The following is a 12,755-nucleotide window of genomic DNA, read 5'->3' as shown; positions in this document are numbered from 1 at the left end:
AACCAACGTTTTCAAGGTCAGCGTGTTTGTGTCCGCCGTTCCTAACCAAGCCAGTTGCGCAGGGACCGGCCACAGCGCTGGCAAACGCGCGGCGGCAAGAGCGGTGGCAGCTGCCACCCAATCGCCCTATCGCTCTTTCAGTCCAGGTTGCGCACCACCACAAGCTGCTTGCGGAATTCAAATCCCATCTCCGGCCAGGTCTTCACGTAGTCCATCAAAGCCAGCTGGCCTGCCGGATAGTCTTCGCCGTTGACACGGCAATCCGCCTGGATCTCGCCCTCGGCATCGCGCGCGGCGTACAGGCGGATGGCGGCGAACTCGGATGCCTCAAGCAAGGGACGAAAGGCGTCAATCGAGTTCGTCAGCAAGCAGCATGGGCAGAAGTCGTGCGCATCGCTCTCGCTCTCACTCTCGCTATCCTGCTCGCTCGCCTCGCGGGCGGCGGCCGGGCATGACGGCTGCGCATGCGGCTTCGCCATGTAATGCGAGGCTGGGCCAAACACCACGCGGCGACGCAACGCCCGGTGGCCCGCCTCGCCAGGGAACTCCATCGTCATCGACATGCACTCGGTGACTTCGGCGCGGGTGCCCTCGCGCAGCGCCACGGCGTCGGTCCTGGCCCATTGCGTAAAGCCATTGCGCATGGCAGTTGCCGCGTCGTTATCGCTGGCCGCATGCTGGAACTCGAAGCACCCATCGGGTACGAGCCGTTCATGGCAGACCTGGATGGTAGTCGATGACTGCCCCATGCCGTTCTCGTGCAGATGCCATCTCACCAACCGCGGAAGCAGCCACAGGCCCTCGGCGGTCTGCAGCCAGGCTCCATGACGGGACACCGGCTGGCTCTCGGCCATCAGCACGTCCTGGAGCAAGCTCGTCAGGTCGATGTTCTCCGCCCGGCTTTCGTCGTTGCGGGTAGAGGCAATGGAGAACACAGAGGTCGTGCCGGGATTGCCCGGGTGGATCCGTGGCGTGTAGTTGGATTCCGATGTCATCTGAATACTGTGCTGCTTGGTAATAGGCTTTGGGATCGATCCGCGCCGAGTTTACAGGTTTATGCCGTAGCCGGCATAGGCTGGGCTCGATCAGCGTGCGGACGTACGGCTGGACAACGCTTGTCCGGTCCGAATACGATACCGGCGATAACAAAACTCATGCCTCACCCAAATGCCGACTCCCGCCGAAGTACAACGCGCCGTCCTGGACATCATGGCTTCGCAGCGTCGCGATGCATGGAAGTCTCCCGAACTCAAGCACGCAGTCATGGCAAAGCTGGGGATGTCAGGGGACCAGGAAAAGGACGTTCGCCGTGCCTTCGCCGCACTGGAAGAACAGAACTACCTGGCGGGTGAAGGCAATGGTTCCGCAAGACAGTGGAGACTGCTGGCAAACGGGCCGGCAGCTGCCGTGCGGCCATCAATCGATCTTTCGCTGGCGCTGCTCAAGCTGCGTCAGCTTGCGCGACACCACCTTCCCAATAGCGTCATCGGCGACCTCGAAGGATACTTTGAAGGCGCTGCGCGCGTGCTCCGCGCGAACCCCATCGACAGCCGCTCGGAAAGCGCGCTGGCGTGGATGGGCAAGACCGCGCGCCTGGACGCCGGCTACCCCTTGATCCCGCCAACAGTCGACGAACAGATCTTCGAGACCATCTGGGCGGCGCTGTACCTGGACCAGACGCTATTCGTGCGCTACCAGGTGGCGGCCAGGGAGATCACGCAGCCCAAGGAATACGAGGTGCTGCCCTATGCCATCGTCGAGAAAGGCTCATTCTGGTACCTGGTGGTCAAGCACCGGCGCTCCAGCGGCAAGCAGGGCTCGCCATGGTTGATGCGGCTCGACCGCATGCTTGCGGTGGAGAACCGCGGCTTCGTGCTCAAGCGCGAGCACGGGTTCGACCTGCAGGCCTTCATCAAGGAGGAGAAGGCGCTGGAGTGGTTCGCCAGCACGCCCGAGCCACTCGTTCTGCGCGTACGCGAGCGTGGGTCCGTCCCAAGCCAGTTCCGATCCGTGCGGCTCTCCGACGATCAGTGCATCACCGAGGAGGAGGGCGGCTTTGTCCTGACCGCCACCGTTGCGCCGTCGATCGCGCTGAACAACCTGCTGCTGGAGCGCTCGCCGTTTGTGGAGGTCATTGCCCCGGCAAGTGTCCGGCGCGAGATCGGCAAGCTCCTCAAGGAAGCGGCTTCCCTGTACGCCGACGACGGCTGCAACGATGGCGATAGCGATAGCGATGACGATGACAACACCGCCGGGCCAGCGTCCACGCAGCCATCGTCCCTGGGGTCGGTCACGTAAGGGAGGCCCTAGCGCATCAGATCCGGCCAGGGAAACGCAACCACCAGATCCGCGCTCGCCTTTTCGAAAGGGCGCGCGGAGTACATCAAGCGCCGGGCGATGACCCCGGTGCGCTGGCGCAGCGCGGCAATGGCCGCGCTCGGGCCCGCAATGGAGATCCAGGAGGGCGCCGCGTATCCTCCACCGATCAAAGCGACCAGATCCTCTTCGATCTTGCCGGCCAGGCGCTCGGGCGCGGGGTCGGTTTGCTGCAGCAGCAAGCAGGTGGTATCCAGCGATGCCAGCTCCCGCAGCCACCTGAGCGGCTCGCTGCCCGCCGCCAGCAGCGCGGCCGGATCCAGCGTCGAGCGCAAGAGAATGCCCAGCGCGCTCGCCAGGCTGCGCGAGCCAGCGAGGATCCAGCTGCCCGCGCGGACGGCCGGCAGCTGGCTGGCAGCACCGAGCACAAGCGCAATCTCAAGGCTGCCCGTGTTGCGCGCCTTCCTCATCGCCTGCACCGGCCCCATGGCATTCCACATCGCGCCCCCGTTAGCGCCGGTCAGGCGCGCAGCGTCAACCAGGTGGACAACCACGTCGGCGCGCGCGCCGGCATGCCCGGCCTGCATCCATTCCAGGGCACCCGCAAACGTCGGGCAATCCATGATCACGCCCTGCACCTCCTCCGCCGAGAAACCCCACCGCTGAATCGCAACCCGCAGCGGCTTGATCGGGGTCAGCACGTCGTGGCCGATGGTCACGATGGTCATGTCGAGGGGGTCGTTCTGATGCATTTGCAGGCTCCTGTGTATCGGTAGCCGCAAGTCTGCTGCCCGCACCGGACAATTCGCTGTCCGGTATCGCCTCCAATATGCACCCCTGTCATGCGGTTGAATGCCATGCAACCTCAATCGGCTGCCCAAGAAAAAAGATCCAAGATTTCCCTAAAGTTATCCGAGGAATGGCCGATCTGGAATTGGCGAACGCATCACACGGCAACGCGCATCACTGGAATCCAAGATGAACACGCAATGGCAACGCCTGATAGCCCGGCTGACAGCACACCACCCGGACCGTCTGGCAGGACTCAACCCACCCGCATCTGCCGAACGGGTGGCAGACCTTGAGCGCGAGCTCGGCGTGTCCTTGCCCGATGACTATGTGCAATGCCTGCTGGTGCACGACGGCCAGGATCGCCATGCCGAATGGCTCTTCGACGGTACCGAATTCCTATCCACCACACGCGTGCTGCGTGAATGGACGGTGTGGCACGAACTCTGGGCCAGCGGCGAGTTCGCACAAATGACGGCAAGGCCGGATCCCGGGGTGAAGCCACTGTGGTGGTCGCCAAAATGGATCCCCTTCACCTACAACGGCGCCGGCGATCACCTCTGCCTGGACCTGGACCCGGATACCGGCGGCCAGTACGGCCAGGTCATCGCCCTGTGGCACGACGCCCCCAAGAGAGAGCGCATTGCGGACAGCTTCGGGCAATGGTTCTCGCAATTCACCGAGCGCCAGCGCTAAGCAAGCGAACGACAGCCAAGTCCAGCCAAGCCCAACCAAGAGAAGCAAGAGCAAGCAATGAGAGAATCCGCAACGCAGCTGCGTGAGCAACGGCTTCAAACCCTATTCGACGATTGCCAGCAGCATGTGCTTGCCCAGATCATCGGCCCCTTTGGCTTGTCCACGGCGATGTTCCAGGACAAGACCGGCGGCAACGTCACCACCGCTCACAACTTCGCCCAAGGCACCACCGCAACGGACGACGACAAGGCGCGATACGCGCGCTTCCGGCAAAGCGCCGACGAGTTCGACCGCGCCAGCTACGCGGCAAGCACCACCGACTGGCAACGCAAGCGCGACAGCGCGGCGCAAAGCGGCATCGATGGCTACACCGGCAAGCCGCTCAGTGAAGACTTCGACCTGGACCATGTCGTTCCGCTCAAGGCCGTTGCCACCGATCCCCGCGCGCACCTTGCGCTTGGCGAAGTCAAGGACGGCACTGCCAGCGTCGACAAGATCAAGACGCTCCTGAACGACGACGCCAACCTTGTCGGCACCGACGCCAGCCTGAACCGATCGAAGAGCGACAAGGATGCCCAGGAATGGGCCCGCGCCAATAAAGCCGGCCAGGACGACAAAACCAACGCCGAGCACTACGAGGTGGATCCCAAGCGCATGGACGAGGCCTACCGCACCGCCTCCGACAAGATCAACGCCACCATCGACACCAGCCTGCTCAAGAAGCAAACGGGCGAGCTCCTGACCACGGGCCTGGACCAAGCCGCGCGCATGGCCGTGCGCCAGGCGCTAGGGCTGCTGCTCACCGAACTGGTCAACGGCCTGTTCAATGAGTTCAAGGTCCTGATCAAACGGGGCGTGGAGGCAGGAAAAACGCTCTTCCAGGACATTCGCGAGCGCCTTGGCCGCGTCATCCAAACCGTGGCGGCAAAGCTGCCAGATGCCATGGGGCAACTGCTTGGCGGCGGCGTCAGCGGCTTCATGAGCAATCTACTCACGTTCCTGATCAATTCGTTCATCACCACGGCCAAACGCATCGTCACCGCCTTGCGCGAGGTACTGCTCGGCCTCTATCGCGCGTTCAAGCTCATCGCCATGCGGCCTGCACACATGACGCCGCGCGAGGCCATGCAGGCCGCGCTGAAGATCCTTGCCACCGTCGTCGCCACCACGGTCGGCGTGCTGCTTGAAGAAAGTGTGTCAGCCTTCATGCTCACCATTCCCTTCCTCAAGCCATTTGCTGATGTGGTGTCCCCCGTGCTGGTGGGCATTGTCAGCGGCCTGCTGTCCGCCTACCTCGCCTATCAGATCGACAGCGCGTTTGACCGGCAGGCACGCGACGAGAAGCTGCTGGACGAACTGATGGCCGACGCACAACGCCGCGCCGGGTTCGCGGAGGAACTGCGCGCCCTGTGTGACGCCTCCCTGCGCAATGTCGAACAGTACGCCCAAGCCATGCAAGGCTACGCCGACATCGGCGCGGCCTATGGCCAGGCAGGACAGACGAGCGCCCTCACCCTCGCCAGCCTGGAGCACACCAATGCCCAGACGCGCGAGCAGGTTCGCCGCAGCCACGAAGGCGTTGCCAGCATCGAACACCGTCAACAGCAAATCGACGCATTCCTGAACCATCTCTAAAACGGACAGCAGCATGAGTTACGCAGGCAAGCAGGATCTACAGATCGTTCACGCATTCTCCTCGGTGGAGCTGCCAGAGCATATTTTTAGTTCCGGCAAGATCCAGGAACTGGTCTCCCGCATGGCAGACGCCAAGAACGCCACCGAAGGCGACGGCAATCGCCTCGCCCGCCTGCGCCGCGAGAAGTCCAGCAGCAATTTTGTCAGCAACTGGTGGAACGACCTCGACGACAAGATCCAGGATGCCAGCCTTGACCTTAGCCAATCCATTGGCAGCCTGACCCAGCGATCCGCGGAACTGCTGGCCGTCAACACCGCCATCTCCAAGGTACTCAGCGACCAGCAGCAGGTGCTGCTAGAGCAGCAATCACAACTGCGCCAGCAAGCCACCGCGCTTGCCGAGCAGAACAAGCAGATCCGCGCCCAGCAGGACGAACTCGCGCAGCAGCAAACCGCGATCAACGCCGCAAACGAAGGCCTGCTGCAAGCCAAGGGCGTGTCCCAGGAACAAGCCCTCAAGCTCATCGGCTGCGTGCAACGCGTGGAAGCCGCCGAAGCCAAGATGGAATCGGCGAACCAGGCACTGCTCCAAGGCATGGAAAGCCAACTCGCCCAGGCCGCACAAACACAACTCGCCAAGCTCCGTGCGGAGCAGCTGCAGGGCACAAAGCGCACCCGCTATGCCATCGCGGCCGCGCTGAGCCTGAGCGTGCTATCGATTGCGCTGCAGTTGGCGCTGCACTTCGGCGCCAGGTAAGTCACTGAAGGTGTGGTACCGGATCGGGCGGTGCGTCCCCCGGTTGCAAAAAACGGTTCATCCGACGTTTGTGTGGGTCGATGCATCGCTGGGCTAAATCCAGCACTGCCGTAGCTCCCCTCTCCCATTTCATGGGAGAGGGGAGCAAACCAGCGTTGATGCAGAAGCCGCAAGAACCAAAAAAACAAGCGCGTCACGCGATAGCGGCGCCGCATTGCCAGATAAAAAAGTAGAGGAAACCGAGTCCATGACGGCAGCCAGCCAAATCCTGAGATTCTTCGTGTACCTGTCGATATTCGCGGGGCTGCTCATGCTGCGCAACGCGCTCGTCCCGCACAGTTATGACGAGCCGGTGCTCTTCCTCCTGACGGTTGCCGCAGCCGCGATACTCTGCATGCTGTATTACATCGTGTCCGAAGGACACTGGGCGGAGATTGCCGGCAGCATCGTGATCTCTCTCGCACTCACCGTTGCCGCCGCCCTGTTTCCGCCGCTGGGCATCCTGGTTGTGCTCTGGGTGCTCTTCAACATCGCCAAGACGCTTGCGTCCATCGTCCAGCTACTGCCGCTAGCCATCGCCAGTGTGCTGTTGTACGTACTACTCTTCCCCGCGCCAGTTCTGCGCGCGGTAGGGCTGCAAGGGTTCCTCGGCCTGCCGGTGCTGATTGCATACGCGGCATTCAGCATCCTCTACGCCGCAAAGGCCGCTCGAGACCCTATGAAGCTTGGACTGTTCAAGCTATCCATCATGCTGCTCTCCGTCCCACTGCTGGCGCTGCTGATCGCGTCGATCCGGTCGGGACTGCAAAATCTGTTCAGGCAATCACTCACGTCAACGTCCCGGGCCATCCAGATGCCTCAGACCGTCCAGGCACACGTCCGCGCTGGCGTGCAGGTTGACGCCTACACGCGAGCCGTATCGAAGACCATCACCGAGACGGCAATCTCCACGACGGTTGGGACCGGCGGCGTCATGCTTGGCGTGGGTGCGGAGCTGGTGAAGGGGAGCGGGCCGCAGGAGCACGCCAATCGCGATAAAGCGAGGTAACACGCGGTACACCCGGTTGAACTACGCGTAACCATCTCGAAGAGAAATGCGGACCGCATAGTGCACTTTCAGTCCAATGGCCCTCGGGCCGTGGACTGCGAGCAAGGCGCCCAGTGCTTTACGACAGACACTCCCGCGGCTGCCGCAGTGCAGCTTGCATTCACCGCGCCGTTGCCCTAGAAATAATTAAATATTTCCAAAAATATCGGCGGTAGTCATAGCCGCGTGGCCCCACCGGGGCTGCGGCCGCAAGCATGCCCCCATGCCAACGACCACGGAGTGCCGGCGACCCGCGACGGGCATCGCGATCGCATTCCGCAGGAGGGGGTGATCATGTCCATCACGCGCAGAGAGTTCCTGAAGGCCACCGGCGGCGCGGCCGCCGGCATTGGTGTTTCGGGAAGCTTGCCCACCCCGGCGCAAGCCGCGCCACCCCCCGCCAATCCGGGCCGGACGACGCTGCCTTTCACCCCTAAGGTGGTTGCGCACGTCGGACAGCTGCGGGTCAATACGCCGGTCAGTTTCCTCTACCCGGACGCGTCGTCGCCGTGCGTCGCCATCAAGATGGGGATGCCGGTGCCAGGCGGGGTCGGCCCCGACCGCGACGTGGTGGCCTACAGCACGCTCTGTACGCACATGGGCTGCCCGGTCGCCTACGACGCTGGCGCGCGCACCTTCAAATGCCCCTGCCATTTCAGCATCTTCGACCCCGAGAAGAGCGGCCAGATGGTGTCGGGGCAGGCAACCGAAAACCTGCCCATGGTCCAGCTGCAGTACAACGCCAGCGATGGCACGGTGAGAGCCGTCGGTGTCGAGGGGCTGATCTACGGGCGTCAAGCCAACCTGCTGTGAAGGGGGCGTACTGCCATGGCAACTAACAAGGACCGGATGGCCCTGCCACCCGTGAATGCGCAGCGGACCAACCTGACCTGCCATTTCTGCATCGTCGGGTGCGGCTATCACGTCTACAAATGGCCGGAGAACATGGAGGGAGGCCGAGCGCCAGGCCAGAACGCGCTGGGGCTGGACTTTCGCAAGCAGCTGCCTGCGCTGGCGGTGGTGATGACACCGAACATGCAGAATACCGTCACCGACCGGGACGGCCAGCGCCACAACATCCTCATCGTGCCCGACAAGCAATGCAGCGTGAACCAGGGCTTGTCGTCGACGCGAGGCGGCCAGTTGGCCAAGGTGATGTACAACCCGGACGGCGTGGCCAGGGCCCGCTTGCGCAGCCCGCGCGTCTATATGGCCGATCAATGGGTCGATACCAGCTGGGATGACGCGCTGGCCCTTTACGCCGGCGTGACCAAGCGGATCCTGGATCGCGACGGGCCCGCCGCGCTGGCGTTCGATTGCTTTGACCACGGTGGCGCGGGCGGTGGCTTCGAGAACACCTGGGGCACCGGCAAGCTGATGTTCACGGCGCTCAAGACGCCGCTGGTCCGGATCCACAATCGGCCGGCCTACAACTCCGAGTGCCATGCCACCCGCGAAATGGGCATCGGCGAGCTCAACAACAGCTATGAGGATGCCGAACTCGCCGATGTGATCATGGCAATCGGCTGCAACTCCTACGAGACCCAGACCAACTACTTCCTGGCGCACTGGCTGCCGAACCTGCAGGGCCAGACCATGGACAAGCGCAAGGCGCGCTTCCCCGGCGAAAGCATCGCCGCGGCCAAGGTGATCTTCGTGGACCCGCGCCGCACCACCACGATCGCGGTGGCGGAGCAAGCGGCCGGCAAGGACAACGTACTGCACCTCGATATCGAGCCCGGCACCGACATTGCCCTGTTCGATGGGTTGCTGACCCATGTGGTTGACCAGGGCTGGCACGACAAGGAGTTTATCGCGGGCTATACCAAGGGGTTCGATGCGGCGCTGCGCGCGAACCGGTTGTCGCTGGAAGACACCAGCCGCATTACCGGCGTGCCAGTCGACAAGCTCAGGCTCGCGGCGCAGTGGGCCTACAAGCCAAAGGCGTCCGGCCACCGGCCGCATACGATGCATGCCTATGAAAAGGGCATCATCTGGGGCAACGACAACTACCTCATCCAGTCCGCGCTGGTGGACCTGGTCCTGGCCACGCACAACGTCGGCCGGCGCGGCACGGGCGTGGTGCGCATGGGCGGGCACCAGGAGGGCTATGCCAGGCCACCCTATCCTGGCAGCACGAAGATCTACGTGGACCAGGAGATCATCCACGGCAAGGGGCTGATGTACACGGCGTGGGGCGCCAACCCATTCCAGACCACACTCAATGCGCAGGAGCACCGCGCCGTGATCCTGCGACGCACCGCGGTTGTGCGAGAGGCGATGGCACGCCAGCGCGGGGCCACCGTGGCGCAGATGGCCGATGCGATCTACGACGCCGTGAAGAGCAAGGGCGGGCTGTTCCTGACCAACATCAACCTGTATCCCACCAGCCTGGCTGACGCCGCCCACCTGATGCTTCCGGCCGCGCATCCGGGCGAGATGCACCTGACCTCGATGAACGGCGAGCGCCGGATGCGCTTGTCGGACAAGTTCATGGATCCACCGGGCACCGCGCGCCCGGACTGCCTGATCGCCGCCGATATCGCCAATACGCTCAAGCGCTTGTACGAGGCCGAGGGCAAGGGCGAGATGGCCGCGCGCTTTGGCGGCTTCGACTGGCGGACCGAAGAGGACGCCTTCAACGACGGCTTCCGCCAGGCGGGCCAGCCCGGCGCCGTCCCGATCGACAGCCAGGGCGGCACGACCGGGAACCTGGTCACATACGAGCGCCTGCGTGCGATGGGCAACAATGGCGTGCAACTACCCACAAAGGAATATCGCAACGGCCAGCTGGTCGGGACAGAAATGCTCTACATGGACGGCAAGTTCGATACGCCCGACGGCAAGGCCGAGTTCAAGCCGGCGACCTGGCCCGGGCTGCCGAAGCCGGTCGCCGAGCAGAAGGCCAAGTATCACTTCTGGATCAACAACGGCCGGGTCAACGAGGTATGGCAGACGATGTACCACGACCAGTTCAACGAGTTCGTGCGTGCGCGGGTGCCCATGGCCTATCTCGAGATCCATCCAGCGGACGCGCAAGCGCTGGGCGTGACCTCCGGCGACGTGGTCGAAGTCTATAACGACTACGGCTCCACCTATGCCCTTGCCTACCTGGAGCCAGACATCAAACGCAACCAGACGTTCATGCAGTTTGGTCATTTCAACGGGGTCATGGGCAACGTGACCACGCCGTGGACCGATCGCAATGTGGTGCCGTACTACAAGGGCACCTGGGCGGACCTGCGCCGCGTTGGCAGCATGCAGGACTTCAAGGACACCGTCAGCTTCAAGCGGCGACGGATCGACCGCACCTAGCGCAAACCCGGTTGGCGGCGCGAGTGTTAAAGCGCGACGCTCAGCAGCCACCCGGGCGCTCCGCTGCAAATGACAACCAGCCACGGCGAAAGCTTCCAGAACATGAGCGCCACAAACGCGATCACCGCGAGCCCGAAGTCAGCGGGCCCGTGCACGGCGCTGGTCCACACGGGATGATAGAGCGCGGCCAGCAACAACCCGACCGTGCAGCCAGTGTCGCCTATCGTCGACTTGGCACGCGGCTAGCCCGCATTCGTCGCCCACATTCGTCGCCCTTGTTTTTGGCCAATATTTCCAATATTATGGAAATATGGAAGAAAACGATGCTCTCCGCGCTCTCGCCGCCCTGGCCCATGGCCTGCGGCTACAGGTGTTCCGCTTGCTGGTGGTGGCCGGGCCATCCGGGTTGACGCCCGGCGCGATGACCGAACAGATTGGGGTGCCCGGTGCGACGTTGTCCTTCCACCTGAAGGAATTAATGCATGCCCGCCTGATCACGCAAGAGCGTGAAGGCAGGCACCTGATCTATCGCGCCGCGTTTGCGCACATGAATGACCTGCTCGGCTTCCTGACAGCCAACTGCTGCCAAGGGGAGGCCTGTCTCGACAATGCCGCCACTACCGTTTGTGCGTGTTAATGGAGAACGAAAGGGGAACCCCAATGAAGCGCTTTCATGTCCACCTCAATGTCCAGGACCTCGGCAAGAGCATTGCCTTCTACTCGAAGCTGTTCGCGGCCGAGCCCACGCGGGTCGAGAGCGACTACGCAAAGTGGATGCTGGAAGACCCACGCGTGAACTTCGCCATCTCCACCCGTGGCGGTGAGCCCGGCGTGGATCACCTGGGGTTCCAGACCGACGACGCGCAAGAGCTGGCGGCGCTCAAAGACCGCGCGGAAGCTGCCGATATGGCGCTGCTTGATGAGGGGCAGACAACGTGCTGCTACGCACGCAGCGAGAAGCACTGGGTCACGGATCCCCAAGGCATCGCCTGGGAGCATTTCCATACGCTCGGGAACGTACCGGTGTTCAGTGAAAGCCAGCCCGCGGAGTCCGCCAACGCCGACTCGGCATGTTGCGCACCGCGCGCCCCGCAGGGCAAGCCGATCGGCATCGCCGTGACATCCAGCAAGTCGTGCTGCTGAAGGCCATCATGAGCGACAAGACCTATAACGTGCTGTTTATCTGCACCGGGAATTCGGCAAGGTCGATTCTCTCCGAAGGGCTGATGAACCATCTGGGCAAGGGGCGCTTCCAGGCCTACTCGGCTGGCAGCCACCCCACGGGTGTGGTGAATCCCCTTGCGCTGGCGACCCTGCGGCGCTACGGGCTGCCGACGGAAGCCTTCCGCAGCAAGAGCTGGGACGAGTTCTCCCGGGACGGCGCGCCGCAACTCGATTTTGTCTTCACGGTTTGCGACAAGGCCGCCGGAGAAATGTGCCCGGTTTGGCCCGGTCAGCCGATAACGGCGCACTGGGGCGTGCCCGACCCTGCCGCATGCGAAGGGACCGAGGCGCAGAAGCAACAGGCGATCAACGATGCCGCCATCGCGCTGAAACGCCGCATCGAACTGTTCCTGTCCCTACCTATCCTTAAGCTCGATGCCGTTGCCCTCCAGAAGGCAGTGCGCGATATCGGGAAAAGCTGACCACAACCAGGCGGTTGCCATGACGACCAACGTCCTGATCCTTTGTACCCACAACTCCGCCCGCAGCGTGTTGAGCGAAGGCATGCTCAACCATCTGGCAAAGCAGCTCGGCAAGGATGTCCGGGCCTATAGCGCCGGCAGCGCCCCAAGCGGGCGCATCAACCCGTTTGCGCTCGAAGCGCTGAGCCAGGCCGGCGTCAGCGTGGAAGGCGTTCGCAGCAAGAGCTGGGACGAGTTCGTCGGCGACGATGCACCCAAGATGGACATCGTGATCACCGTTTGCGATAGCGCCGCGGCCGAGGCCTGCCCATACTGGCCGGGCAGCCCGGTCAAGGTGCACTGGGGCTATGCCGACCCCTCGCACGCGCAGGGCGGCGACGACGCAAAGCGCCTTGCGTTCGAGCTCACGCGCCAGGCCATTGGCTACCGCATGCTGCAACTGCTCATGCTGCCGCTTGAAACCATGGGTCATGCCCAGCTGCAGCAAGCCCTGACCAAGATCGCGCGGAGCTAA

Annotated in this window: 13 protein-coding genes; 11 read left to right on the top strand and 2 right to left on the bottom strand. The window is 63.3% G+C overall.

Going from position 1 to position 12,755, the window contains the following annotated elements; translation table 11 throughout:
- Nucleotides 1-137: 137 nt before the first annotated feature.
- On the bottom strand, nucleotides 138-995 hold the full coding sequence (locus AC1RQK_RS13030; protein WP_492373187.1) for a DUF6348 family protein: 858 nt from the start codon (nucleotides 993-995) through the stop codon (nucleotides 138-140).
- A gap of 214 nt (nucleotides 996-1,209) precedes the next feature.
- Here AC1RQK_RS13030 and AC1RQK_RS13025 point away from each other — a divergent pair, with 214 nt between their 5' ends.
- Nucleotides 1,210-2,298 (top strand): helix-turn-helix transcriptional regulator, encoded by a 1,089-nt coding sequence (locus tag AC1RQK_RS13025; RefSeq protein ID WP_492809276.1) that lies wholly within the window; start codon nucleotides 1,210-1,212, stop codon nucleotides 2,296-2,298.
- A gap of 8 nt (nucleotides 2,299-2,306) precedes the next feature.
- Here the strand turns inward: AC1RQK_RS13025 and AC1RQK_RS13020 are convergent, their stop codons facing one another.
- Nucleotides 2,307-3,068 (bottom strand): hypothetical protein, encoded by a 762-nt coding sequence (locus tag AC1RQK_RS13020; protein ID WP_492809275.1) that lies wholly within the window; start codon nucleotides 3,066-3,068, stop codon nucleotides 2,307-2,309.
- Nucleotides 3,069-3,294: 226 nt separating this feature from the next.
- Here AC1RQK_RS13020 and AC1RQK_RS13015 point away from each other — a divergent pair, with 226 nt between their 5' ends.
- The 10 genes from AC1RQK_RS13015 to AC1RQK_RS12970 all read left to right on the top strand — a co-directional run bounded on the left by AC1RQK_RS13015 (nucleotide 3,295) and on the right by AC1RQK_RS12970 (nucleotide 12,755).
- Complete coding sequence (locus AC1RQK_RS13015; protein ID WP_492809274.1) at nucleotides 3,295-3,801, top strand: SMI1/KNR4 family protein; 507 nt, start codon at nucleotides 3,295-3,297, stop codon at nucleotides 3,799-3,801.
- Nucleotides 3,802-3,858: 57 nt separating this feature from the next.
- Complete coding sequence (locus AC1RQK_RS13010; RefSeq protein ID WP_492809273.1) at nucleotides 3,859-5,436, top strand: AI-2E family transporter; 1,578 nt, start codon at nucleotides 3,859-3,861, stop codon at nucleotides 5,434-5,436.
- Between the two features lie 13 nt (nucleotides 5,437-5,449).
- On the top strand, nucleotides 5,450-6,193 hold the full coding sequence (locus AC1RQK_RS13005; RefSeq protein ID WP_492809272.1) for a hypothetical protein: 744 nt from the start codon (nucleotides 5,450-5,452) through the stop codon (nucleotides 6,191-6,193).
- Nucleotides 6,194-6,440: 247 nt separating this feature from the next.
- Nucleotides 6,441-7,241 (top strand): hypothetical protein, encoded by an 801-nt coding sequence (locus AC1RQK_RS13000; protein ID WP_492809271.1) that lies wholly within the window; start codon nucleotides 6,441-6,443, stop codon nucleotides 7,239-7,241.
- A gap of 333 nt (nucleotides 7,242-7,574) precedes the next feature.
- Nucleotides 7,575-8,093: an arsenate reductase (azurin) small subunit gene (locus AC1RQK_RS12995; protein WP_492809270.1), complete on the top strand. Its 519-nt coding sequence runs from the start codon at nucleotides 7,575-7,577 to the stop codon at nucleotides 8,091-8,093.
- Nucleotides 8,094-8,108: 15 nt separating this feature from the next.
- Nucleotides 8,109-10,595 carry an arsenate reductase (azurin) large subunit gene (locus AC1RQK_RS12990; RefSeq protein ID WP_492809269.1) on the top strand — a complete coding sequence of 829 codons (2,487 nt, stop codon included), beginning with the start codon at nucleotides 8,109-8,111 and terminating at the stop codon, nucleotides 10,593-10,595.
- A 310-nt stretch (nucleotides 10,596-10,905) separates the two neighbouring features.
- Nucleotides 10,906-11,232 (top strand): ArsR/SmtB family transcription factor, encoded by a 327-nt coding sequence (locus tag AC1RQK_RS12985; protein ID WP_492809268.1) that lies wholly within the window; start codon nucleotides 10,906-10,908, stop codon nucleotides 11,230-11,232.
- 23 nt (nucleotides 11,233-11,255) lie between these two features.
- Complete coding sequence (locus AC1RQK_RS12980) at nucleotides 11,256-11,738, top strand: ArsI/CadI family heavy metal resistance metalloenzyme (protein ID WP_492809267.1); 483 nt, start codon at nucleotides 11,256-11,258, stop codon at nucleotides 11,736-11,738.
- Between the two features lie 8 nt (nucleotides 11,739-11,746).
- A complete protein-coding gene (locus AC1RQK_RS12975) occupies nucleotides 11,747-12,241 on the top strand; it encodes an arsenate reductase ArsC (protein WP_492809266.1) in 495 nt (164 codons plus the stop codon).
- A 19-nt stretch (nucleotides 12,242-12,260) separates the two neighbouring features.
- Nucleotides 12,261-12,755: an arsenate reductase ArsC gene (locus tag AC1RQK_RS12970; RefSeq protein ID WP_492809265.1), complete on the top strand. Its 495-nt coding sequence runs from the start codon at nucleotides 12,261-12,263 to the stop codon at nucleotides 12,753-12,755.

It is taken from the genome of Cupriavidus sp. GW822-FHT02D05 (genome assembly GCF_058802485.1).
The sequence above is the reverse complement of the archived record's forward strand: the minus strand, read 5'-3'. Positions and strand labels throughout refer to the sequence as shown.